The organism is Pseudomonas sp. HMSC08G10 (assembly GCF_001808425.1).
GTDB classification, from domain to species: domain Bacteria; phylum Pseudomonadota; class Gammaproteobacteria; order Pseudomonadales; family Pseudomonadaceae; genus Aquipseudomonas; species Aquipseudomonas guariconensis.
Map to the genome: position 1 here is coordinate 20,708 of NZ_KV793324.1, position 22,274 is coordinate 42,981.

A 22,274-nucleotide genomic window follows, 5' to 3' on the forward strand; every position below is an offset into this window, starting at 1 on the left:
GCCGCTCCAGCAGAGGGAAGCGCCAACCTTGTGGGCGCTACCCGCGAAGTGGCGGTCGGCTAGGTGTCTGTCAGGGCAGCGTCGACGATCTCGATCCAGTGCCGCACCTGCGTGCGTCCGGCGCTGTCCAGGTGCGCCTGGCAACCGATGTTGGCGGTGGCGATGAGCTGAGGGTTGCCGCTTTCCAGCGCCGTGAGGCGATCATCCCGCAGGCGGCGCGACAGCGCAGGTTGGGTCAGCGAGTAGGTGCCGGCCGAGCCGCAGCACAGGTGGCTGTCCGGCACGGGGGTGAGGGTAAAGCCCAGGCGTGACAGCAACTGCTCCACCGCACCGCCGAGCTTCAGGGCGTGCTGCAGGGTGCAGGGGCAGTGGAAGGCCAGGCGCTGCTCGGCACACAGGCCCAGTTGCTCGACGGGCTCGGCCTGTAGCACCTCTACCAGGTCCCGGGCCAGGGCGCTGACCCGGGCGGCCTTGGCGGCGTAGTGCGGATCGTTTGCCAGCAAGTGGCCGTAGTCGCGCACGAAGGCACCGCAACCACTGGCGGTCTGCACGATGGCTTCGGCGCCGGCCTCGATGGCAGGCCACCAGGCATCGATGTTGCGTCGTGCCCTGGCCAGGCCGTGCTCCTGGGCGTTGAGGTGGTAGTCGACCGCGCCACAACAGCCGGCTGCGGTCGCTGCTTCCACACTGATCCCCAGGCGGTCCAGCACGCGTGCGGCCGCGGCATTGGTGTTGGGCGACAGGGCCGGCTGCACGCACCCTTCGAGCAGCAACACCCGACGGGCATGGCGGGGTGCCGGGCGTTGGCCGGGGGCAGCGATCTGTGCGGGCAGCTTGGCTTTGAGCACGCCGGGCAACAGCGGGCGCAGGGCCTGGCCTGTACGGGTCAGGGCCTTGAACAGCACAGGATGCGGCACCACGGCGCGCAAGCCCTGGCGCAACAGGCGCTCACCCAGCGGGCGCGGGACCTGTCGTTCGACCACGGGGCGGCCGATGTCCAGCAGGTCGTGGTATTTGACACCCGATGGACAGGTGGTCTCGCAATTGCGGCAGCTCAGGCAGCGGTCCAGGTGCAACTGGGTGCTGGCGCTGGCCGGCGCGCCTTCGAGCACCTGCTTGATCAGGTAGATGCGTCCGCGCGGGCCATCGAGTTCATCACCGAGCAGTTGATAGGTGGGACAGGTGGCGGTGCAAAAGCCGCAATGTACGCAACTGCGCAGAATGCGTTCGGCCTCTTCGCCGCGTGGCAGGGCCTTGGCGGCCTCGCTCAGGTTGGTTTGCATGGCGGCCTCACAGGTCCGGGTACAGGCGACCAGGGTTGAAGATGCCCTGGGGATCGAGTTGCTGCTTGAGGGCGCGGTGATAGCGTATCAGTGCGGCAGGCAGCGGCGGCATGCTGTCATCGCCCGGCGTGTACGCCGTGGCATGGCCGCCGACCTGGGCCAGTTGCGCACGTAGCTGCGCCGGCGCGGCCGAAGACTTCAACCAGCGCTGGGCGCCGCCCCAGTCGATCAATTGCCTGCCGGGCAACGCGAGTGGCCCCGTGGCGGTCGGTACCGAGAGTCGCCACAGCGGCGCCGGGTCGTCGAAAAAGGCCAGGCGCTGTTCGCGCAAGTCCTCCCAGAAGCGGCTTTCGAGCGCCTCACCCCCCAGCCGTTGGCGGGCCGACAACACCGAGCCTTCTCCGCCTTCCAGGCGCAGGTAGAGCGCTTCGCCATCGTGGCAGGCGGCGCTGATCGGCAGCGGTTGCTGACCCCATTCGGCCAGTGCGTCCAATGCTTGGTGAGTGTTCATGTCCAGGCGGAGGCTCGCGCATTGACGGGGTCGTGGCAGCACTTTCAGCGACACCTCGGTGAGCAGGCCCAGGCAGCCGAAACTGGCGACCATCAGTCGTGAGACATCGTAACCGGCGACGTTCTTCATCACCTCGCCGCCAAAACGCAGCAGCTTGCCGTGGCCGGTGATCACACGCGTGCCGAGCACGTAGTCGCGCACCGCCCCGGCCCAGGGCCGGCGTGGCCCGGACAACCCCGCGGCGACCATGCCGCCGAGGGTGGCATCCGGGCCCAAGTGGGGCGGCTCGCAGGGCAGCATCTGGCCGGCTTCGTGCAGCACTGCTTCGATCTCGCGCAGGGGCGTGCCGGCGCGGGCGGTGAGCACCAGTTCGGTCGGATCGTAGCGCACGATGCCTCGGTGGCTTCGGGTATCGAGGATTTCGCCGGTTACGGGGCAGCCCAGCATGGCCTTGCTGTTGCCGCCCTGGATGCGCAGGGGGGTGTCCATCGCCAGGGCTTGGTTGACCTGGTCGAGCAGGTCCTGGCTCATGTCGCGGTCCGCATCCATCAGAAACGCTCCAGGTCAGGGAAGGGCAATTGACCCTGGTGTACGTGCAGGGCACCGAACTCGGCGCAGCGGTGCAGGGTGGGGATGTTCTTGCCGGGGTTGAGCAGGCCTTTGGGATCGAACGCAGCCTTGACCGCGTGGAACAGGGTGATTTCGTCGGCGTTGAACTGGGCGCACATCTGGTTGATCTTTTCACGCCCGACGCCATGCTCGCCGGTGATGCTGCCACCGACCGCCACGCACAGCTCCAGGATCTTGCCGCCGATGGCCTCGGCGCGCTCCAGTTCGCCGGGCAGGTTGGCGTCGAACAGGATCAGCGGGTGCATGTTGCCATCGCCGGCGTGGAACACGTTGGCCACCCGCAGCCCGTATTCCCGGGACAGCTCGGCGATGCCCCTGAGTACCCCAGGCAGTTCGCGGCGGGGGATGGTGCCGTCCATGCAGTAGTAGTCCGGGGAAATGCGCCCTACCGCGGGAAAGGCGTTCTTGCGCCCAGCCCAGAAACGCACGCGTTCGGCCTCGTCGCAGGCCAGGCGTACCTCGCTGGCACCGGCCTGGCGCAGCACGGCGGCGACGCGCTCGCAGTCGTCCTGCACGTCCGATTCCACACCGTCCAGCTCGCACAGCAGGATCGCCGCCGCCTCCACCGGGTAACCGGCGTGGATGAAGTCTTCGGCGGCGCGGATGGCCAGGTTGTCCATCATCTCCAGGCCGCCCGGGATGATGCCAGCGGCGATGATATCGGCGACCGCGCCGCCGGCCTTCTCGACGCTGTCGAAGCTGGCCAGCAGCACCCGCGCGACCTGGGGCTTGGGCAGGAGCTTGACGGTGACTTCGGTGACGATGCCAAGCATGCCTTCGGAGCCGGTGAACAGCGCCAGCAGGTCGAAGCCGGGGCTATCCAGGGCATCGCTGCCCAGGGTCAGGTGTTCGCCTTCGACAGTGAGGATGTCCACCTTGAGCAGGTTGTGCACGGTCAGGCCGTATTTGAGGCAATGCACGCCGCCGGCGTTTTCGGCGACGTTGCCGCCGATCGAGCAGGCGATCTGCGAGGAAGGGTCCGGCGCGTAATACAGGCCGTGAGGCGCTGCTGCCTGGGAGATCGCCAGGTTGCGCACGCCGGGCTGGACCCTGGCATAGCGCCCTTGTGGGTTGACCTCCAGGATGCGGTTGAAGCGCGCCATCACCAGCAGGATGCCCTGGGGCAGGGGCAGGGCGCCGCCGGAAAGTCCCGTGCCCGCGCCGCGCGCCACCACTGGCACGCCGCGTTGATGGCACAGGCGTAGCAGTGCCTGGACCTGTTCGAGACGCTCGGGCAATGCCACCAGCAACGGCACGCTGCGGTAGGCCGAGAGGCCATCGCATTCGTAGGGTTTGAGGTCTTCGGCGTGGTGAAGGATCTGAAGATCCGGCAGGGCGTCGTGCAGGGCTGCCAACAAGGCCGCCTTGTCCACGGTGGGCAGGGGGCCGTCCAGGTGTTCGTCGTAGAGAATACTCATGGCTCGGCTTCACGCCCCCCGTGGGAGGACGGTCGAGCCGTGGGATAACAGCGGCATGGGCTTGGGTCTCTTGTTCTTGTCGTCAAGAGACCAGCCTAGACCACTGTGACTGTTACAGGTCGAGCACCAGGCGCGCGCTGCGGGCGCGCGAGACACAGAGCATCATGGTTTGCTGCGAGGCTTTTTCCTCGTCGCTCAGGTACTGGTCGAAATGCTCGGCTTCGCCCTCGAGAATCGCTGTTTCGCAGGTGCCGCACACGCCTTCGCGGCACAGGCACTCGACCTTGGCCGCCTTGGACTTCTCGATGGCCTGGAGGATGGTCATGCCTTCCTCGACCTGCAGCTCGGTCCCGGACTTGGCCAGCACCACGGTGAATGCAGCGCCGGCGGCAGGCGCTGCGGCGGCGAACTGCTCCCAGTGCACGCGCGAGGCATCGATGCCCGCAGCGGCGGCCGTGGCGATGACGGCATCGATCAGCGGCTTGGGACCGCAGACATAGAGGTGCGCGTCGTCGGCCAGGCCTGCGCACAGGCCGGCCAGGTCCAGCTTGCGGTCCAGGCTGTCGATGTAGAAGCGGGTGTTTTGGGCGTGCGGGCTGTTTTCCAGGTCATTCTGGAATGCCCCGTGCTCCGGGGCGCGGAAGGCGTAGTGCAGCTCGTAGGGGGTATTGCCGCCTTCGAGCTCATGCAGTTGCGCCAGGAACGGGGTAATGCCGATGCCCCCTGCGATCAGCACGTGGCGGCCGGCCGTGGGGTCCAGGGCGAACAGGTTGTTGGGAGTGGAGATGGTCAGCTCGGTGCCCACCTGGACGTGATTGTGCATGAACGCCGAGCCGCCCTTGGACTGCTCTTCCAGGCGAACACCAATCTGGTAGCTGGACAGGTCACGCGGGTCGCTCATCAGCGAGTAGGCATTGCTGAACTGGCTGCCACAGGCTGACTGCATCTGCACGATGACGTGGCTGCCGCCGCTGAAGGCGGGCAGGGTGGCGCCGTCTTCGCGGGCCAGGGTGAAGCGCTTGATCAGCGGCGTGGCCTGTTCCACGTCGGTGACACGCACCTTGAACATTTCGTATTGCTTGGCCATGGTTCACCTCGACTTGCTCATCACGCGGCAGGCCCTGCCGTGTGACACAGATACTGGCTCGCTCAGACGGCGAGGCACAGGTACTTGATTTCCAGATAATCCTCGATGCCGTACTTGGAGCCTTCGCGGCCCAGGCCCGATTGCTTGATGCCACCAAATGGCGCGACCTCGTTGGAGATCAGCCCGGTATTGATGCCGACCATGCCGTACTCCAGGCGCTCGGCCACGCGGAACACGCGGGCCAGGTCACGGCTGTAGAAATACGCCGCCAGGCCGTACTGGGTGGCGTTGGCCAGCTCGATCACTTCCTCGTCGGTGGTGAAGCGCACCAGCGCGGCCACCGGCCCGAAGATCTCTTCCTGCAGCAGCTCCATGCCCGGGGCGATGTCGGCGAGCACGGTAGGCTCGAAGAACTGCCCGCCCAGTGCGTGGGCCTTGCCGCCCAGCAGCACGCTGGCGCCTTTACTGGTGGCGTCGTCGATCAGGCTGCGTACCTTGGCCACGGCCTTGTCGCTGATCAGCGGGCCGATCTGCGTGCCTTCGCTGTCGCCAGGGCCGACCGCCAGGGCGCGCACGCGCTCGACGAAGCGTTGGGCGAAGCGCTCATAGACACTCTCGTGCACATAGAAGCGGTTGACGCACACGCAGGTCTGCCCGGCGTTGCGGTACTTGGCGATCAGCGCGCCCTCGACGGCCGCGTCGATGTCGGCGTCATCGAAGACGATGAACGGGGCGTTGCCACCGAGTTCCAGGCTGACCTTCTTGATGGTTTCGGCGCACTGGCCCATGAGCAGGCGACCGACCGGTGTGGAGCCGGTGAAGCTCAGCTTGCGCACGCTCGGGTGGCCGGTGAACTGGGCGCCGATGGCCGGGGCATCACCGGTGACCACGCTGAACACCCCGGCAGGGATGCCGGCGCGTTCGGCCAGCTCGACCAGGGCCAGGGCGCTGAAGGGGGTCTCGTTGGCGGGTTTGACCACGATGGTGCAGCCGGCGGCCAGCGCCGGGGCGACCTTGCGGGTGATCATCGCCGCCGGGAAGTTCCATGGGGTGATCGCGGTGCACACGCCGATGCCTTGCTTGATCACCAGCAGGCGTTTGTCATTTGCCGGGCTTGGGATCACGTCGCCATAGACGCGCTTGCCTTCCTCGGCGAACCACTCGACGAAGGAGGCGGCGTAGCGGATCTCGCCCAGGGCTTCGTGCAGGGGTTTGCCCTGTTCGCGGGTCATCAGTCGGGCCAGGTCCTGCTCGTGTTCGAGCAGCAGTTCGAACCAACGGCGTAAAATGCTCGCCCGCTCTTTGGCGGTACGGCCGCGCCAGTCGGCCAGGGCCGCTTCGGCGGCTTCGATGGCGCGCACGGCTTCGGCGCCGCCCATCAGCGGCACATGGCCGAGCAGCTCGCCGCTAGCCGGGTCGTTGACCGCCAGCGTCTGCCGCGTCTCGGCATCGCACCAACGGCCGTCGATGTAGGCCTGCTGGCGGAACAGCTTGTTGTCTTGAAGTTTCACGCAAGGCTCTCCGAAGGCCGCCGACCCAGAAGCCGGCGGCCGGGTGCATCAGTCCAGATGGGCGACGGCAATCAGGTTGTGGAAGTGGGCAATGCCATGCTCGCTCACGCCGCTGCGCTGCGGGTCGACCATGATCCGGCCTTGGCCGCGATAGCCACGGGATTTGAGGCCTTTCTGCACGCTTTCGACCAGGCGCAGGTCTTCTGGGCGGAACACTTCGCGGTACCAGTCGATCAGCTTGAGCTGCTCTTCGGTCAGGTCCTTGTTCAGGAAGTAGATGTCGTAGTGCTGCAGGGTGGTCTCGGCATCGACCGGGAACTCATAGATCACGGTCATGAAGTTGGCTCCTGGCGGCACGTTGAACATGGTGCACGGCCACGCCCAGAAGCCGGCGAAGGAGGGGTCCTTGACGGTTTCGTCGAACTTGAACGACTGCTCCGAGGGCTTGGCCAGGCCGTACTGCAGGGTCCAGTTGCCGTGCAGGCTGTGGTTGTACTGGCCGACGTCCACGGAGTCGGAGAAACCTGGGTGGGCCGGGGCGCAGTGGTAGCACTCCAGGTAGTTGTCGACGATCGACTTCCAGTTGGCCGGGGTGTCGCTGACAAAACGCGCGGCCAGGTGCAGGTCGTCGATCACGGCGCAGGCTTCGCGCATGCGCTTTTGCAGGCCCGGCAGCTGGTCTTCGACGCTGCCGGCCTCCATGTCCATGTTGATGAAGATGAAGCCTGCGTACTCTTCGACGCGTAGCTGCACCAGGGTGGAGTTTTCCTTGTCGAAGTTGACCACGTTCTCGCAGTTGCGGGCGTGGGCCAGCTCGCCGTCGAGCTTGAAGGTCCAGGCGTGATACGGGCAGGTGATGACGTTCTTGGCCTTGCCGCTGCCTTCGAGCAGTTGGTGGCCACGGTGCGGGCAGACGTTGTAGAAGGCACGCAGCACGTCGTCGCGGCCACGCACGACGATGATGCTCTCGCCGATCACCTGGCGGGTGATGTAGGCGTTCTTTTCAGCGACTTCGCTGCGGTGACCGACGCAGATCCAGCTTTTGGCGAAGATCGCTTCTTTTTCATGCTCGAACACAGCGGCCTGGGTGTAGAAGTTGGCCGGAAGGGTGAAGGCCTCTTCAGGGTTGGCGCAGAAATCGGCGGGCAGTCGTTTGAAATCGTTCATGGCTCTTTCTCGGTTTTTACTTATTGGTTAACGCGTATCTATTGGTTAACAAGTCGGGCAAAAAAATTTGGCCGGACGCTTTAGGGCTGCTGTGCAGCCCATCGCAGGCTTCGCCAGCGCCTACAGGACACTGGCGATGCCATGGGTCATACGATCAATGCAGGGCAGCGGCGCTGCGCGGTACCTGGTGCTCCGGCTCTTCGCCGGCAAGGCGTGCGGCTTCTTCCTCGATACGGTAGGCCGGAACCTGGCCGTAGTCGGCGGCGAGCCATTTGAAGAAGCCGTAGATCTTCACCAGCAGGATCACCATGAAGGGGATCGCGGTGAGAACCACAGCGGTCTTCATGGTCGACAGCGAGGCCTTGGCGAACAGCATGGCCAGCGGCACCAGGGTCAGCACGATGCACCAGAACAGACGCAGGGTCGGGGTCGGGTCCTCGCCTTCGCGCAGGTTGCGGGTGCTGGTGGCGGCCACGGCGTAGGCCGCTGCATCCATGTGCGAGGCGCAGAACACCGCCATGATGAACAGGTACACCGCCAGGAACAGGGTGCCCCATGGCAGGGCCAGCAACAGGTCGGTCACCGCGGCTTCGCCACCGACGCTGCTCAGCAGCTTCGGCACGTCGATCTGGCCGTTGATGAACTGGTGCATGCTGTAGCTTTCCAGGGCGCCGAAGAAGAACCAGCAACCGAAGCTGCCGCCCAGCAGCAGGGCGAACACCACTTCCTTGATCTGGCGGCCGCGCGAGACACGGGCGACGAACATGGCAACGCCTGGGGCGTAGGACACCCACCACAACCAATAGAACACGGTCCAGTTGCGGGTGAAGGCGCCATCACCGGCAGGGTCGGTGAACAGGCTCATGTGCACGTAGTGCTGGATCATCAGGCCGATGGCGTTGGCAGTGTTGTTGACGGTGAACTGGGTCGGACCGACCAGCAGCACGACCACGGCGAACAACAAGGCGCCGATGCAGACCATCTTCGACAGGCGCTGCAGGCCACCGTCGATGCCGATGTAGGAGCTGAGCGAGAACAGCAGCGCTACCGCACCGATCACCATCAGTTGCACGGTGAAGGTGTTGGGAGTGCCGGCCAGGTCCGACAGGCCGCGGGTCAGGGTCGAGGCGGTCAAGGCCAGGGAAACGGTCAGCGCGCCCATCATGGTCAGCAGGAAGATCAGGTCGACGGTGCGTCCCACAGGGCCGGTGGCCTTGAAGCCGGTCACCGCTTCGATGATCGAGGCCAGGTTCAAGCCGCTCTTCTTGCGCACGTGGAAGTGGTAGGCCATGGCCAGCGAGGCCAGGGCGTAGATCGACCAGGCGCTGATACCCCAGTGGAAGAACGAGTAGCTGACGCTGTACTCCAGAGCCTGGGCTGACATCGGGGCGATGTTGAGACCGGGGGTCTGGTAGTAGTAGGCCCATTCCATCACGCCCCAGTACAGGGTCGAGGAACCCATGCCGGCGCAGATGAACATGAAGACCCAGGTCGCGGTGGAGTATTCCGGTTTGCCAGCGCCCAGGCGGATGTTGCCGTACTTGCTGAAGGCAAGGTACAGAACGGCCAGGGAGCTGCCGAACACCAGCACCTGGACGCTGGTGCCGAAGGTACGGGTGGACAGTTCGAACAGGTGATTGGCCATGCTTTCCGCTTGGGCGGGGTAGGCAGCAAGGCCGATGACAGTGAGCAGTACGGCGATCAGGCTCACGGTAATCAGGAACACATCAATCTTTTTATTGTTGTGGGACATCAATTGTCTCCTGGAGCGTTTGGAATGCTAAGCGCTTGGGAAGTCCATGTCAGATAAAGCTTTTTTCCTCGACTGTTAACCTAAAGTTTACGCATATCTTTTGGTTAACGAAGTGTGCATTGAAATGGGGCAGAACTGCAATAGGATCGTCAGACAATCTGATGGTTGGTGGCGTCTATTTCGCGGGTAAACCCGCTCTTCCAGGGGCGCGTGGCCTGGCGAGCGGGTTTATTTGCTAATGGACGCCGCCGAATCAGGCGCCGAGCAGTTCTGCGATGGCCTTGCCGACTTCCTGGGTCGAGCGGTTCCCGCCCATGTCGCGGGTGGTATCGCCGTTGGCGATGACCGTCTCGATGGCCTTGAGGATGTCGTCGTGGGCGGCCTGGTAGCGGGCGTCTTCACTGTCCTTGCCGAGGAATTCGAGCATTAGCGCGCCGGACCAGATCATGGCGATCGGGTTGGCGATGTTCTTGCCGTAGATGTCCGGCGCCGAGCCGTGTACCGGTTCGAACAGCGATGGGAACTTGCGCTCCGGGTTGAGGTTGGCCGACGGTGCGATACCGATGGTGCCCGCGCAGGCCGGGCCCAGATCCGAGAGGATGTCGCCGAACAGGTTGGACGCCACCACCACGTCGAAGCGTTCCGGCTGCAGCACGAAGCGGGCGCAGAGGATGTCGATGTGCTGCTTGTCCCAGCTGATTTCTGGGTAGTTGGCCGCCATGGCGGCGGTGCGCTCGTCCCAGTAAGGCATGCTCACGGCCATGCCGTTGGACTTGGTCGCGGAGGTGACGTGCTTGCGCTCGCGGGTCTGGGCCACGTCGAATGCATACTTGAGGATGCGGTCCACACCGCGGCGGGTGAATACCGACTCCTGCAGGACGAACTCGTTCTCAGTGTTCTCGAACATGCGACCGCCCAGGGAGGAGTACTCGCCTTCGGTGTTTTCGCGGATCACCACGAAGTCGATGTCACCAGGTTGCTTGTTGGCCAGCGGGCAGGGCACGCCAGGGAACAGGCGAACCGGACGGATGTTCACGTATTGGTCGAAGTCGCGGCGGAACTTGAGCAGCGAGCCCCACAGGGAAATGTGATCCGGGACTTTGTCTGGCCAGCCGACAGCACCGAAGTACAGGGCATCGAAGCCTTTGAGCTGTTCGAACCAGTCGTCGGGCATCATCTTGCCGTGAGCCAGGTAGTAGTCGCAGCTGGCCCACTCGAAGAATTCGATCTCAAGGTTCAGGCCGTGCTTGCGCGCGGCAGCTTCGACCACGCGGATGCCTTCGGGGAGGACTTCGTTGCCGATGCCGTCACCGGGGATGGCGGCGATTTTGAAGGTCTTGCTCATGGGGGCGCACTCGCTGTTCTGGGTAACGGATGCTGGCCATGCTATAAGGACGCGAACCGGAGATAATCCGGTGGATCATCAATTCTTGGTGCACGAATCGTGAATAATCTGCCTAACCTCGACGACCTCGATATCTTCCTGCAGGTGGCGCGTCGTGCCAGCTTCGCCGCCGTGGCCGACGAGCGCGGCATGTCGGCTGCCTTCATCAGCAAGCGCATCCGCCTGCTCGAGGAGAATCTCGGTGTGCGCCTGCTGCACCGCACCACCCGGCGGGTGACGGTGAGCGAGGAGGGCGAGCGGGTGTACCAGTGGGCGCTGCAGATCTTCGAATCCCTGCAGCGCATGGACGATGACCTCAACGCTGGCCAGCGCGAACCGGCCGGGCAGTTGCGTATCGCCAGCAGCCTGGGGCTGGGCCGACGCTTCGTGGCGCCTGCGCTGTCGGAGCTGGCGGCGCGCTACCCGAAGCTGGATATCCGCCTGGATGTGCATGACCGCCTGATCGACTTGATTGCCGAGGGGGTGGACCTGGACATTCGCGTGGGCAACGTCATTGCGCCGAACCTGATCGCCAAGCTCCTGGCGCGCAACCGTCGGGTGCTGTGCGCGGCACCTGGCTACCTGGCGCGCAGGGGCACGCCCAAGAGCCTGGCGGATCTGGCCAGCCATGACTGCCTGGTGATCAAGGAGCGTGACCATCCCTTTGGTGTGTGGCACCTGGAGGGGCCAGGCGGCGAGGAAAGCGTGCGGGTGACCGGCCCGTTGTCCAGCAACCATGGCGAGGTGGCGCACCAATGGTGCCTGGATGGTCGGGGCATCCTGTTGCGTTCGTGGTGGGATGTGCACGACAACCTCGCCGACGGGCGACTGGTGCAGGTGCTGGAGGACTATCAGCAGGCGGCGGACATCTGGGCGGTGTACACCACGCCCCTGGCCGGGTCGGCCAAGGTGCGGGTGGCGGTGGAGTTCTTCCGGCAGTACTTCGCCGAGCGATATCAGCTGCCTGTGTGAGCCTTGATGTTCAGCGTTGTTCCATTCGCGGGTAAACCCGCTCCCACAGGGACAGCGGTGTCATTGAGAGCACCGCAGAGCCTGTGGGAGCGGGTTTAGCCATGAAGGGGCCAGTACGCTCTGCGCCTGACCCTGCTCAATGCGCTCCGGCAGCTTTGCTCAGGTCACTCTCGGCCCATTCGGTGTAGATGCAAGCATCGGCCACTGCCCAGCGGACCTTCACGGTATCTCCGGGCTGCATCGGCATGCCGGCTGCCGACAGCGCCTTGACGGTCATTTCGGTGCCGCCGACAGTCACCACATGGCAGGTCTGGCTCTCGCCGAGGAACAACACCTCGCCCACCTTGGCGGTCACTTCGTTCCAGCCGGCTGGCAATGGCTCGCGGGCCGCCTGCTCGGCGCTCAAGGCCAGGGCTTTTTCCGGGCGCACCATGATCAGCGCATCCTGCCCGGCATTCAGGCCCGTGGTCAGGCGGATTGCCAAGGACTGCCCTTCGAACGCGGCCGCGCCATGGCTGCTGGCCTTGACCCGCAGGAAGTTGGAGTTGCCCAAAAACGATGCCACGAAGGCATTCGGTGGGTTCTGGTACAGGTCATAACCCGTGCCCAGGCCGACGATCTTGCCGTGGCTGAAGATCGCGATGCGCTGGGACAGGCGCATGGCTTCTTCCTGGTCGTGGGTGACGTAGACGATGGTGATCCCCAGGCGGCGGTGCAACTGGCGCAGTTCGTCCTGCAGGTCTTCGCGCAGCTTCTTGTCCAGCGCGCCGAGGGGCTCGTCCATCAGCAGGATGCGCGGCTCGTACACCAGCGCCCGGGCAATGGCCACGCGTTGCTGCTGACCACCGGAGAGCTGGGCGGGGCGGCGGTGGGCGAACTTTTCCAACTGCACCAGCTTGAGCATGGCGTCGACCCGCTTGGCGGTCTCGGCCGCGCTCTGTTTGCGGATCGCCAGGGGGAAGGCGATGTTGTCGCGCACCGACAGGTGCGGGAACAGCGAGTAGCGCTGGAACACCATGCCAATGTCACGCTTGTGCGGCGGCACCTTCACCAGCGATTGGCCGTCCACCAGGATCTCGCCGCTGCTGGGGGTCTCGAAGCCCGCCAGCATGGACAGGGTGGTGGACTTGCCCGAGCCGCTGGAGCCGAGGAAGGTCAGGAACTCGCCGTCCTGGATTTCCAGGTTGATGTTGTCCACCGCGGCGAAGTCGCCGTAGTGCTTGTTCAGGTTGCGCAGGCTGACCAGGGTCTTGGCGGGCGCGGCATCTTTCATCACTGCACTCATTGTTGTTGTCTCCGGGCGCTCAGGCGCTGACTTCGTTGCGCCGGCGCAGGGCGGCGGCGATGACCATGACCAGGACCGACAGGCCGATCAGCAGCGTCGAGGCGACGGCGATCACCGGGGTCAGGTCCTGGCGCAGGGTGGTCCACATCTTCACGGGCAGGGTCTGCAGGGTTGGGCTGGCCATCATCACGCTGAGCACCACCTCGTCCCACGAGACCAAAAAGGCGAACAGGCCACCGGCGATCATCCCCGGGCGGATCGCTGGGAAGGTCACCTTGAAGATTGCCTGCAAGCGCGAGGCGCCGCAGATCACCGCGGCGTCCTCGATCGACTGGTCGAACAGCTTGAGCGAGTTGATGATCGAGATGATGGTGAAGGGCAGCGCGACGATGACGTGGCTGACCACGAAGGAGAACAGCGTGCCGGTGTAGCCAAGCTTGAGAAACAGCGCGTACACCGCCACGGCGATGATCACCAGCGGTACGATCATCGGCAGGGTGAACAGGCCATACAGCAGTTCGCGGCCTGGGAAGCGTCCGCGCACCAGGGCAAAGGCCGTGGGCAGGCCCAGCAGTACGGCGCAGATCGTGGTGAGCACGGCCACCTTGAGGCTGGCCAGGGCAGCGTCCATCCACTCGGGGTTGGAGAAGAACTGGCCGTACCACTTCAAGGTCCAGCCGGGTGGGGGGAACACCAGCCACTGGGACGAGCCGAACGACAGCAGCACGATGAACAGGATCGGCAGCAGCAGGAAGGCCGCGATCACCCCGGTGGTCAGGTACAGGCCCGTGCGCAGCGGCCGGCCCATGGCATTGGGAGTCAGGAGCATGGCGGTTTACCTCGCGTTGCCGACCGGGGATTCCGGCTGCAGCTTCAGGTAGAAGTAGAAGAGCACCAGGGTGATCAGTACCAGCAACGCCGCGGCGGCGCTGGCCAGGCCCCAGTTGAGGAACGATTGCACCTGCTGGACGATGAATTCAGGCAGCATCATGTTCTGCGCGCCGCCGAGCAGGGCGGGGGTCACGTAGTAACCGAGCGACATGACGAACACCATCAGCGCCCCGGAGAACAGCCCCGAGCGGCACAGCGGAATGAACACCCTCCAGAAGTTGGTCCAGGGGCTGGCGCCGCAGATCGAGCCGGCCTGCAGGACCATCGGGTCGATGGCCTGCATGGTCGCCTGCAACGGCAGCACGATGAACGGAATCATGATGTAGCTCATGCCGATCACCACGCCCGTGAGGTTGTGCACCATCTCCAGCGGCGCATCGATGATGCCCAGCGCCATCAGCACCTTGTTGATCACCCCCGACGCCTGCAGCAGCACCAGCCAGGAGTAGGTGCGGGCCAGCAGGCTGGTCCACATCGACAACAGCACGATGTTCAGCAACCAGCGGCCCCAGCCGCGCGGCACCAAGGTGATCGCCCAGGCCAGCGGGAAGCCCAGCAGCACGCTGATCAGGGTCACCAGGCCCGCCACCGAGAAGGTGTTGAACAGCACCCGCGCATAGGCTGAGTTGGCGAACAACTGTTCATAGTTGCCCAGCCCCGGTACGGGCTCCAGCACCCCGCGCAGCAACAGGCCGATCAGCGGGGCGAAGAAGAACAGGCCCAGGAACAGCAAGGCCGGCAGCAGGTTGCGGCTGCCCCGCCAGCGCTCGCTCAGGGGAGGGCGGCGCACGGCCGCTCCCGGGGCGCCGGTGCCGCTAGGGGCACCTTGGGCGTTGTGCAAGGCGTTGATGGCGACTTTCATTTGACCAGCCACTCATTCCAGCGGGCCGCGATGGCCTGGCCGTTCTTCGCCCAGTAGGCGAAGTCCAGGGTCACCTGGTCCTGGGCATAGGCAGTCGGCAGGTTCGGTGCCAGCTCCGGCTTGAGCTGGGCGATGCTGTCGAGGTTGACCGGGGCGTAGGCGGTGAGATTGGCAAAGTCCGCTTGCCCCTTGGCGCTGCTGGCGTTGGCCAAGAACTTCATGGCCGCGTCCTTGTTCTTGGCGCCCTTGGGAATGACCAGGAAATCGGCCATGACCAGGTTCTGCTTCCAGCTCACGCCCACCGGCGCACCGTCCTGCTGCAAGGCGTAGACCCGACCGTTCCAGAACTGCCCGAGCGAGGCTTCACCGGAGGCAAGCAGTTGCTGGGACTGGGCGCCGCCGCCCCACCAGACGATGTCTTTCTTGATGGTGTCGAGCTTCTTGAAGGCGCGGTCCAGGTCCAGGGGGTAGAGCTTGTCGGCCGGTACGCCGTCAGCCAGCAGGGCCAGCTCCAGCACGCCGGGGCTTGGCCACTTGTACAGGGCGCGCTTGCCGGGGTAGGTCTTGGTGTCGAACAGGGCCGACCAGTCCACCGGCTTGTTGGCGCCGAGCTTGCCTTCGTTGTAGCCGAGCACGAAGGAGAAGAAGAACGAGCCCACACCATGGTCGGAGACGAAGCGCGGGTCGATGCGGTCGCGCTGGATGGTGGTGAAGTCCAAAGGCTCGAGCAGGCCTTCGCTGGCGGCGCGCAGGGCGAAATCGGCTTCGACATCGACCACGTCCCACTGCACGTTGCCGCTCTCGACCATGGCCTTGAGCTTGCCGTAGTCGGTGGGGCCGTCCTGCACGACCTTGATCTTGCTGCTTTCGCTGAAGGGTTCGGCCCATGCCTGTTTCTGGGCGTCCTGGGTGGTGCCGCCCCAGCTGACGAAGCTCATGCTGTCAGCGGCCAGGGTGGCCTGGCAGGCCAGGGAGAGCAGGCTGGCGGACAGCACTGCGGTGACTCGTTTGCTCAACAGCATGGTTAACGCCCTCATTGCTTTTGTTATTTGAGCGGGCTTCCTGTCGCCCGCCATGTATTCGGGGAGCAGCTTTCCAACGATGTCGCGTGGCCGTTGTTTGAAGTGTAGGTGCGGCCGGAAATCTAAGGTCTACGGGATATCATATTATGGTATTCCAAACTTTTCGCAAGAGGTCGAAGGCGACCGGCCATCACTAAAAACACCGGCCCCACTCAGCGAAACGCCACGCCGTCCTCCAGGGGGACGGCGTGGCGTTCTCAAGCGGTGGGTTGTGGGTTTACCCGCGAAGCACACACCGCAGAGCAGGACGGTGTCTGTCACGGGTGTCGGCTCAGTTGAACTCGGCGGGCTCGAAGGGAATGCTCTGCACCACCTCCAGCTCGTATCCGGCCAGGCCTGCGTATTTGAGCGGTGGCCCCAGGTGTCGCAGTTTGCCCACGCCCAAGTCCTGGAGAATCTGGGCGCCAGTGCCCACTTCGGAGTAGACCTTCGACTGGCCTCGTTGGAATGGCTTGATCGGCTGGGTCAGCTGCGGCACGCGTTCGAGCAGGGCCTGGGAGGACTCGTGGTTGGCCAGGATCACCACCACGCCGGTGCCTTCGGTGGCGACCTTTTGCAAGGCTGCCCACAAAGTCCAGTTGGCGGGCCCCGCGTATTCGGCGCCGACCAGGTCGCGTAAGGGGTCGATGACATGCACCCGTACCAGGGTCGGCTGTTCTCGACGGATATCACCCATCACCATGGCCATGTGCACGCCACCGTCGATGCGATCCTCGTAGGTCACCAGGCGGAAGGTGCCGTGCACGGTGGGCAGCTCGCGCTCGCCGATGCGCTTGATGGTCTGCTCGTTGCTCAGCCGGTAGTGGATCAGGTCGGCGATGGTGCCGATCTTGATGCCGTGGCGTTCGGCGAACACCTCCAGATCCGGGCGGCGCGCCATGGTGCCGTCATCGTTGAGCACCTCGACGATCACCGAGGCGGGGGTGAACCCGGCCAGGCGCGCCAGGTCGCAGCCAGCTTCGGTGTGCCCGGCGCGGGTCAGCACGCCGCCTTCGCGGGCGCGCAAAGGGAAGATATGCCCTGGTTGGACGAGGTCCTCAGGGCGTGCGTCGGGCGCCATGGCGGCGGCGACGGTACGGGCTCGGTCGGCAGCCGAGATGCCTGTGGTGACGCCGGTGGCGGCTTCGATGGAGACGGTGAACGCTGTGCTGAACACACTCCCGTTGGCCGGCACCATCTGCTCCAGGCCCAGGCGTTGGCAGTGCTCGTCGGTCAGGGTCAGGCAGATCAGCCCGCGTGCCTCGCGGGCCATGAAGTTGATGGCCTGGGCGTCACAGCGCTCGGCGGCGATCAGCAGGTCGCCTTCGTTTTCACGGTCCTCGTCGTCCACCAGCAGGACCATCTTGCCCTGGCGGTAGTCCTCGAGGAGTTCTTCGATGCTGTTGAAAGCCATGCTGCACACTCGCTGTGGTAGGGTGATTTTTATGGTATACCATCATACACAAATAACCGTTCACAGGAGAGCGATGGATGAAGGCCTACTGGATTGCCCACGTGGATGTCACCGACCCTGAGCAGTACCAGCAATACACCCAGCGCGCCCCCGCGGCCTTCGCCGCGTTCGGCGGGCGCCTGCTGGCCCGTGGCGGGCGCAGCGAGGCGATGGAAGGACGGCCCACTCCACAGCGTAGCGTGGTGATCGAGTTCGATTCATACGAACAGGCGGTGGCGTGCTACCGGTCCGAGGCATACCAGGAGGCGTGCCGACATCGGCAGGGGGTGGCGACGGCCGAGGTGATCATCGTCGAGGGCACTGCGCCCTGAAGCTACTGGGTGCAGGGCTCAAGGCGTCTTGAGATCGATTGCGAGGTCCTTGGCCGCCTTGGTGGCCAGTACACTCATGAGCTTGCTCATTTCATCCTGGCGACCGATGCCCGCTTCCGTGCCGCCCATCATCACAGTGGGCACGGAGGCCCTGGCGGCGGCATCGGCCCAGGCCTTGTTGATTTGCACCAGCGCATCGAGCTTGTTCTGCAGGGCGCCGTCGGCTTTCAGGGATGCCTCGCGGGCGTAGGCTTCGGCGTCGGCGGTGATCTTGGTTGCCTCGGCATTGACCCGGGCCTTGTCGCGTAAAAGTTCGGCTGTCTGCTTGTCGATCTCGGCGCGCCGCTTTTCCCGCTCGGCGTTGATCAGTGTGAGCTGTTTTTCCGTCTCGGCCTCGGTTGTGCGTTCGATCTGCTGGCGTAGGCTTTCCTGGCGCTTGGCCTCGACATCCTTGGCTCCCCGGGCGGACACCAGCTCCTTTTCTTCCTCTTCCTTAAGGCGGTTCTGCCGGGCCACCGCCAGCTCCGCCAAGGCCTGTTGCACCCGGACCATCCGTTGCTGGTACTGAGGGTTGGGGTCGATGTGGGTGACCCGCGCGTCGACGACTTCTACGCCGTACAGGCGAAATTGCTGCTGCTTGCGTAGCTCCTGACCGTGTTTGTCGAGTTTCTTCTCGATGATGAAGCGGGTGGCGGTGTTGTCGCCGAAGCTGCCCTGGTCGGTGCCGGCCTGCAGGATGGCGGTCTGTGCCGGCAAGGTGTCGCGCTTGATACGCACTTCCTTGCGGCTGGTGAGGTACAGGCCGTTGCGCAACTGGTTTTCGAACTCGGCGCCGAAGTGGCTGCGGTTACCCGCGTAGTAATCGTCTGCGCTCATCAACGAGGCCGTGGCCTGGAGGGTTTCCTTGACCGCGGGCAGCAAGGCGCGTTGCAGGAAGTTGTCTGGCGTTCGGTATTCCTGGGCGATCTTGAGGAAGGCCTCGCCCGATGGCAGGCGAAACTGCGTGCTGAACTCGGCCTTTGCATCGACGTTGCCCAGGAACACGATGGGCAGGTTTGGCAGGACGATCGAAGGCTGCCCGCTACGCCTGTCGTCCTGGATGTCCGCCTGCAGTGCGGACTGGACCCCGATGGTGCGGCGCCAGACCGTGCTGCGTCCGAACCACTTGGTGGCGTAGCCCACGTCCTCGACCACTTTCTCTTCGCCGAAGATCGTGCGCACATGGGTCATCTGACCCGCTTCGTTGTAGAAAAACACGCTATTGAACAGCACAGCCAGGCCGCCAAGGGCGAGTACCGGGAGGGTGACGGTGGTGACGAGCTTGCGGTTGATGCGAGGGGCGATGAACTTGACCAATGGAAGTTTTTGCATGGGGAACTCCTTGTCCGGGGAGCGGGCATGCTGGCGATGAGTGGCTTTGATGGGTATCAGCTGAATCGAGTCGCCCTATAGGGGATATCGCAAACCCCAGGCAGAACAAGCCCCGCCAGAGCGGGGCTTGTGCGTTTCAAGTCACGCGGTATCGTCAAACTCCCGCGGCGAGCTTGGCGCTCATTTGCCGGCGGCGGTAGGCGCTGTCGCGGGTCGCCAGCCACCAGTACAGCGGCGAGGTGACCAGCAGGCCCACCAGCCACGACAGGTCGGCGCCATCGATGTGGGCGGACACCGGGCCCACGTACAGCGGGGTGTTCATGAACGGGATCTGCACTGCGATACCCACCGCGTAGGCGATCAATGCCTGAGGGTTGTAGCGCCCGTAGATGCCCCCGTCGACCTTGAAGATCGACTGGATGTCATAGTCGCCTTGGTGAATGACGTAGAAGTCGATCAGGTTGATCGCCGTCCAGGGCACCAGTACGACCAACAGCACCAAGACCATGTCGACGAAGTGGCCGATGAAGTCCGCCGAGGCGAACACCGCCACCACGCAGCACGCCGCCAGCACGACCAGCGACAGCACCGCGCGGCTCTTGGCGGTGGGGATCCAGCGGTAGGCGAAGGTCTGTACCAAGGTGATGATCGACAGCACCGCGCCATACAGGTTAAGGGCGTTGTGGCTGATCACGCTGAGCAGGAACAGCACCAGCATCAGTGGGCCGATGGCGCCGGTGGCGAGCTTGACGGCGTCCATGGTGTCCATGCCCGCCGGGATCGCCAGCACCGCCACCGCACCGAACACGAACGACAGGCTCGAGCCCAGGGCCGAGCCCAGGTAGGTGGTCCAGAAGGTCGAGGACACCTTCACGTCGGCCGGTAGGTAGCGCGAGTAGTCCGACACATACGGGGCGAAGGCGATCTGCCACAGCGCTGCCAGCGACACGGTGGCCAGCCAGCCGGAGATGTTGAAGCTGCCGCGGGTCAGGAAGTCATCGCTTTGCACGTGGGTGAAGATGTAGCCAAAGCCCACCACGATGCCGATGCCCAGCACCCAGGTGCCGATGCGGTTGAGCACATGGATGAAGCGATAGCCGATGATGCCGATGATGCCCGAACCCAGCGCGCCGATGACGATGCCCACCGGGACCGGCACGGTGTCGACCACGCCATGCAGCGACTTGCCGGCCAGCACGATGTTGGAGGCGAAGAAACCGATGTACATGACCCCGGCGATCACCACCACCAAGAGTGCGCCGAGCGAGCCGAACTGCGCGCGGCTCTGGATCATCTGCGGGATGCCCATCTGTGGGCCCTGGGCCGAGTGCAGCGCCATCAACACGCCGCCGACCAAATGGCCCACCAGGATGGCGACGATGCCCCACACCAGATTGAGGTGGAACAACTGCACGCCCAGGGCGCCGGTGACAATCGGCAGGGGGGCGATGTTGCCCCCGAACCAGAGGGTGAACAGATCCCTTACCTTTCCATGGCGGTCTTGCGGGGGCACGTATCCGATCGTGTGTTTTTCTATGAGAGGGGCCGATGTAGCTGCACGGGTCATGACGGACTCCAAGGCAGGGAGGGGCGCGGGAATGTGCCCGGGTGCGGGCCGGCAAAGGGCGACGCGTTCTTGTAAGCGCGATCATGAGGGGTGGGAGCGGATCGATAAATTAGTAAATATGTGCCTACAAACGTTAAAAAAACTAAGGCTGACAAACGGTTAGCAAACGGCGAGCGCAAAGGCTTGGGGAACCAGGTCGATGCTCCGGCGCTGTACATGGGCCTTTCACCGGCGATCAGCACTTTAGAAACCTTCGTCCACGCTGCCGGGCGCCCGCAGTTTGCCTTGAAGATCACCTGCTTCGAACTGCCCGATGCCCCCCAATTTGTACCTCGAGTCCGGGCCGGCCGAACTGCCGAGCGTCTGGGATGCACTCCTGCCGACAGCTCCAGCATGGCCTTTGGCACACGCTGGCTTGAGGCCCGCAGTCACCTGGGGCTGATCGTGCCGTCGGTAGTCCTGTAACTGGAGCGCAATCAGGTGCTCAACCCCTCGCACCCGATCGTGGCCGATATCCGCGTGCGGGAGGTGCGCGGCGACTGATCGCACCTACATGGGCAATTGCCGATCCTGCAGCACTTCCTTCATGACCAAGGTGGAGCTCAGCCGCTGCACATTAGGGATGCTGGTGAGCTGTTCGTCGTACAGCTTCTGAAACGCCGGCAGATCGCGAGCGACCACATGCAGCAGATAGTCCGGGTCGCCGAACAGACGCTGGGCTTCGACGATCTGTGGGATCGCTGCCACCGCAGCCTCGAAATCCGCTACCGGCTGGCGGGTGACCTCGCGCAGGGTGACGAACACCAGTGCGGCGAAGTTCAGGCCCAGCGCGCTGGGCGCCAGGCGTGCGTGATAGCCTAGGATCGCGCCGGACTCCTCCAGGGCCTTGAGGCGGCGGTGGCAGGGCGAGAGGCTAAGGCCCACACGATCGGCCAGTTCGGTCACCGAGAGGCGACCGTCTTTTTGCAGCTCGGCAAGAATCTTTCGATCTGTTCTGTCCATGAGGGAGAACCTTCCATTTTTTTGAGAGATGGCGGGAATATACGAAAGAAAATCCCCCGTTGAAATCCGTACGCTTTTTTCACCCAACCGAGTGTGAAGGAAGATTCAACGTGGCAATCAGTGTGTTGACGGCGTTCTGGGCTGTGTCGATGTTGTTCGTGATCACCCCTGGCGCGGACTGGGCCTATGCCATCTCGGCGGGCATGCGCGGACGCTGGGTGATGCCAGCGGTGGCTGGGATGTTGTCGGGGCATTTTGCGGCGACCTTGATCGTTGCGGCGGGGGTGGGCAGCTTGATCGCCGGGCATCCTCTGGCGCTGTCGTTGCTGACGTTGGCCGGTTGCATCTACCTGCTGTGGTTGGGCGGCAACCTGTTGCTGAGTCCGTCGGTGCCGCAGGCGGGCGCATCGCACAGCCAGGAGAGCGGGTCGCGCTGGGCACTGAAAGGGTTTTGCGTGAGCGGCCTGAACCCCAAGGTGTTCCTGCTGTTCGTTGCGCTGTTGCCGCAATTCACCGACCCGGCATCGGGCTGGCCGGTGTGGATGCAGATATTGTTGCTGGGCCTGGTGCACTTGGCCAGTTCGCTGGTGGTGTACCTGATGGTGGGTTACGGCGCCAAGGCCGTGCTGCGCACTCGGCCGGCGGCGGCCAAGGTCGTGGGGCGAGTGTCGGGGCTAGTGATGATCCTGATTGCGCTGGGGCTGATTGCAGGGCAGATGCGCTGAAGCTGCCGG

The 22,274-nt window shown here is 64.3% G+C and carries 20 protein-coding genes; 4 read left to right on the forward strand and 16 right to left on the reverse strand.

What is annotated here, in order from left to right:
* Positions 1–59 precede the first annotated feature (59 nt).
* The 8 genes from glcF to HMPREF3173_RS18270 all read right to left on the reverse strand — a co-directional run bounded on the left by glcF (position 60) and on the right by HMPREF3173_RS18270 (position 10,705).
* Positions 60–1,283, reverse strand: coding sequence for a glycolate oxidase subunit GlcF (gene glcF / locus HMPREF3173_RS18235; RefSeq protein WP_070575256.1), 1,224 nt, complete (start codon positions 1,281–1,283; stop codon positions 60–62).
* Between the two features lie 7 nt (positions 1,284–1,290).
* Positions 1,291–2,343, reverse strand: coding sequence for a glycolate oxidase subunit GlcE (gene glcE, locus HMPREF3173_RS18240; protein WP_070575259.1), 1,053 nt, complete (start codon positions 2,341–2,343; stop codon positions 1,291–1,293).
* Positions 2,343–3,842: a glycolate oxidase subunit GlcD gene (glcD, locus tag HMPREF3173_RS18245; RefSeq protein ID WP_070575262.1), complete on the reverse strand. Its 1,500-nt coding sequence runs from the start codon at positions 3,840–3,842 to the stop codon at positions 2,343–2,345. The genes glcE and glcD overlap by 1 nt, the downstream gene beginning before the upstream one ends.
* Positions 3,843–3,954: 112 nt before the next feature.
* Positions 3,955–4,929: a PDR/VanB family oxidoreductase gene (locus HMPREF3173_RS18250; RefSeq protein WP_070575265.1), complete on the reverse strand. Its 975-nt coding sequence runs from the start codon at positions 4,927–4,929 to the stop codon at positions 3,955–3,957.
* 62 nt (positions 4,930–4,991) lie between these two features.
* Positions 4,992–6,440 (reverse strand): NAD-dependent succinate-semialdehyde dehydrogenase, encoded by a 1,449-nt coding sequence (locus HMPREF3173_RS18255; protein ID WP_070575269.1) that lies wholly within the window; start codon positions 6,438–6,440, stop codon positions 4,992–4,994.
* A 48-nt stretch (positions 6,441–6,488) separates the two neighbouring features.
* Positions 6,489–7,607 carry an aromatic ring-hydroxylating oxygenase subunit alpha gene (locus tag HMPREF3173_RS18260; protein WP_070575273.1) on the reverse strand — a complete coding sequence of 373 codons (1,119 nt, stop codon included), beginning with the start codon at positions 7,605–7,607 and terminating at the stop codon, positions 6,489–6,491.
* 154 nt (positions 7,608–7,761) lie between these two features.
* On the reverse strand, positions 7,762–9,360 hold the full coding sequence (locus tag HMPREF3173_RS18265) for a BCCT family transporter (RefSeq protein WP_043212678.1): 1,599 nt from the start codon (positions 9,358–9,360) through the stop codon (positions 7,762–7,764).
* Positions 9,361–9,613: 253 nt separating this feature from the next.
* Positions 9,614–10,705, reverse strand: a complete 1,092-nt coding sequence (locus HMPREF3173_RS18270) for a tartrate dehydrogenase (protein ID WP_043212680.1) — start codon at positions 10,703–10,705, stop codon at positions 9,614–9,616.
* Positions 10,706–10,804: 99 nt separating this feature from the next.
* Between HMPREF3173_RS18270 and HMPREF3173_RS18275 the strand changes: the two genes are divergently transcribed.
* A complete protein-coding gene (locus HMPREF3173_RS18275) occupies positions 10,805–11,716 on the forward strand; it encodes a LysR substrate-binding domain-containing protein (protein WP_070575276.1) in 912 nt (303 codons plus the stop codon).
* A 136-nt stretch (positions 11,717–11,852) separates the two neighbouring features.
* Here the strand turns inward: HMPREF3173_RS18275 and HMPREF3173_RS18280 are convergent, their stop codons facing one another.
* From HMPREF3173_RS18280 to ribBA, 5 genes are all read right to left on the reverse strand, one after another.
* A complete protein-coding gene (locus HMPREF3173_RS18280; RefSeq protein WP_070575279.1) occupies positions 11,853–13,001 on the reverse strand; it encodes an ABC transporter ATP-binding protein in 1,149 nt (382 codons plus the stop codon).
* A 19-nt stretch (positions 13,002–13,020) separates the two neighbouring features.
* Complete coding sequence (locus HMPREF3173_RS18285) at positions 13,021–13,830, reverse strand: ABC transporter permease (protein ID WP_043212685.1); 810 nt, start codon at positions 13,828–13,830, stop codon at positions 13,021–13,023.
* Between the two features lie 6 nt (positions 13,831–13,836).
* Complete coding sequence (locus HMPREF3173_RS18290; RefSeq protein ID WP_070575282.1) at positions 13,837–14,754, reverse strand: ABC transporter permease; 918 nt, start codon at positions 14,752–14,754, stop codon at positions 13,837–13,839.
* On the reverse strand, positions 14,751–15,776 hold the full coding sequence (locus tag HMPREF3173_RS18295) for a polyamine ABC transporter substrate-binding protein (protein WP_070575286.1): 1,026 nt from the start codon (positions 15,774–15,776) through the stop codon (positions 14,751–14,753). Before HMPREF3173_RS18295 ends, HMPREF3173_RS18290 begins: the two co-directional genes overlap by 4 nt.
* Before the next feature lie 331 nt (positions 15,777–16,107).
* Positions 16,108–17,229 (reverse strand): bifunctional 3,4-dihydroxy-2-butanone-4-phosphate synthase/GTP cyclohydrolase II, encoded by a 1,122-nt coding sequence (gene ribBA / locus HMPREF3173_RS18300; RefSeq protein WP_070575289.1) that lies wholly within the window; start codon positions 17,227–17,229, stop codon positions 16,108–16,110.
* Between the two features lie 77 nt (positions 17,230–17,306).
* Here ribBA and HMPREF3173_RS18305 point away from each other — a divergent pair, with 77 nt between their 5' ends.
* A complete protein-coding gene (locus HMPREF3173_RS18305) occupies positions 17,307–17,600 on the forward strand; it encodes a DUF1330 domain-containing protein (RefSeq protein WP_070575292.1) in 294 nt (97 codons plus the stop codon).
* An 18-nt stretch (positions 17,601–17,618) separates the two neighbouring features.
* On the opposite strand, the gene HMPREF3173_RS18310 is transcribed toward HMPREF3173_RS18305, so the two are convergent.
* Both HMPREF3173_RS18310 and HMPREF3173_RS18315 read right to left on the reverse strand, forming a co-directional pair.
* Positions 17,619–18,971, reverse strand: a complete 1,353-nt coding sequence (locus HMPREF3173_RS18310) for an SPFH domain-containing protein (protein ID WP_070575294.1) — start codon at positions 18,969–18,971, stop codon at positions 17,619–17,621.
* A 154-nt stretch (positions 18,972–19,125) separates the two neighbouring features.
* A complete protein-coding gene (locus tag HMPREF3173_RS18315; RefSeq protein ID WP_070575297.1) occupies positions 19,126–20,538 on the reverse strand; it encodes a purine-cytosine permease family protein in 1,413 nt (470 codons plus the stop codon).
* 120 nt (positions 20,539–20,658) lie between these two features.
* Here HMPREF3173_RS18315 and HMPREF3173_RS24105 point away from each other — a divergent pair, with 120 nt between their 5' ends.
* A complete protein-coding gene (locus tag HMPREF3173_RS24105) occupies positions 20,659–21,003 on the forward strand; it encodes an RES family NAD+ phosphorylase (RefSeq protein WP_256544530.1) in 345 nt (114 codons plus the stop codon).
* Positions 21,004–21,087: 84 nt separating this feature from the next.
* Here HMPREF3173_RS24105 and HMPREF3173_RS18325 read toward each other — a convergent pair whose 3' ends face one another.
* Positions 21,088–21,540: an Lrp/AsnC family transcriptional regulator gene (locus HMPREF3173_RS18325; protein ID WP_070575303.1), complete on the reverse strand. Its 453-nt coding sequence runs from the start codon at positions 21,538–21,540 to the stop codon at positions 21,088–21,090.
* A 110-nt stretch (positions 21,541–21,650) separates the two neighbouring features.
* Here HMPREF3173_RS18325 and HMPREF3173_RS18330 point away from each other — a divergent pair, with 110 nt between their 5' ends.
* A complete protein-coding gene (locus HMPREF3173_RS18330; RefSeq protein ID WP_070575306.1) occupies positions 21,651–22,265 on the forward strand; it encodes a LysE family translocator in 615 nt (204 codons plus the stop codon).
* Positions 22,266–22,274 lie beyond the last annotated feature (9 nt).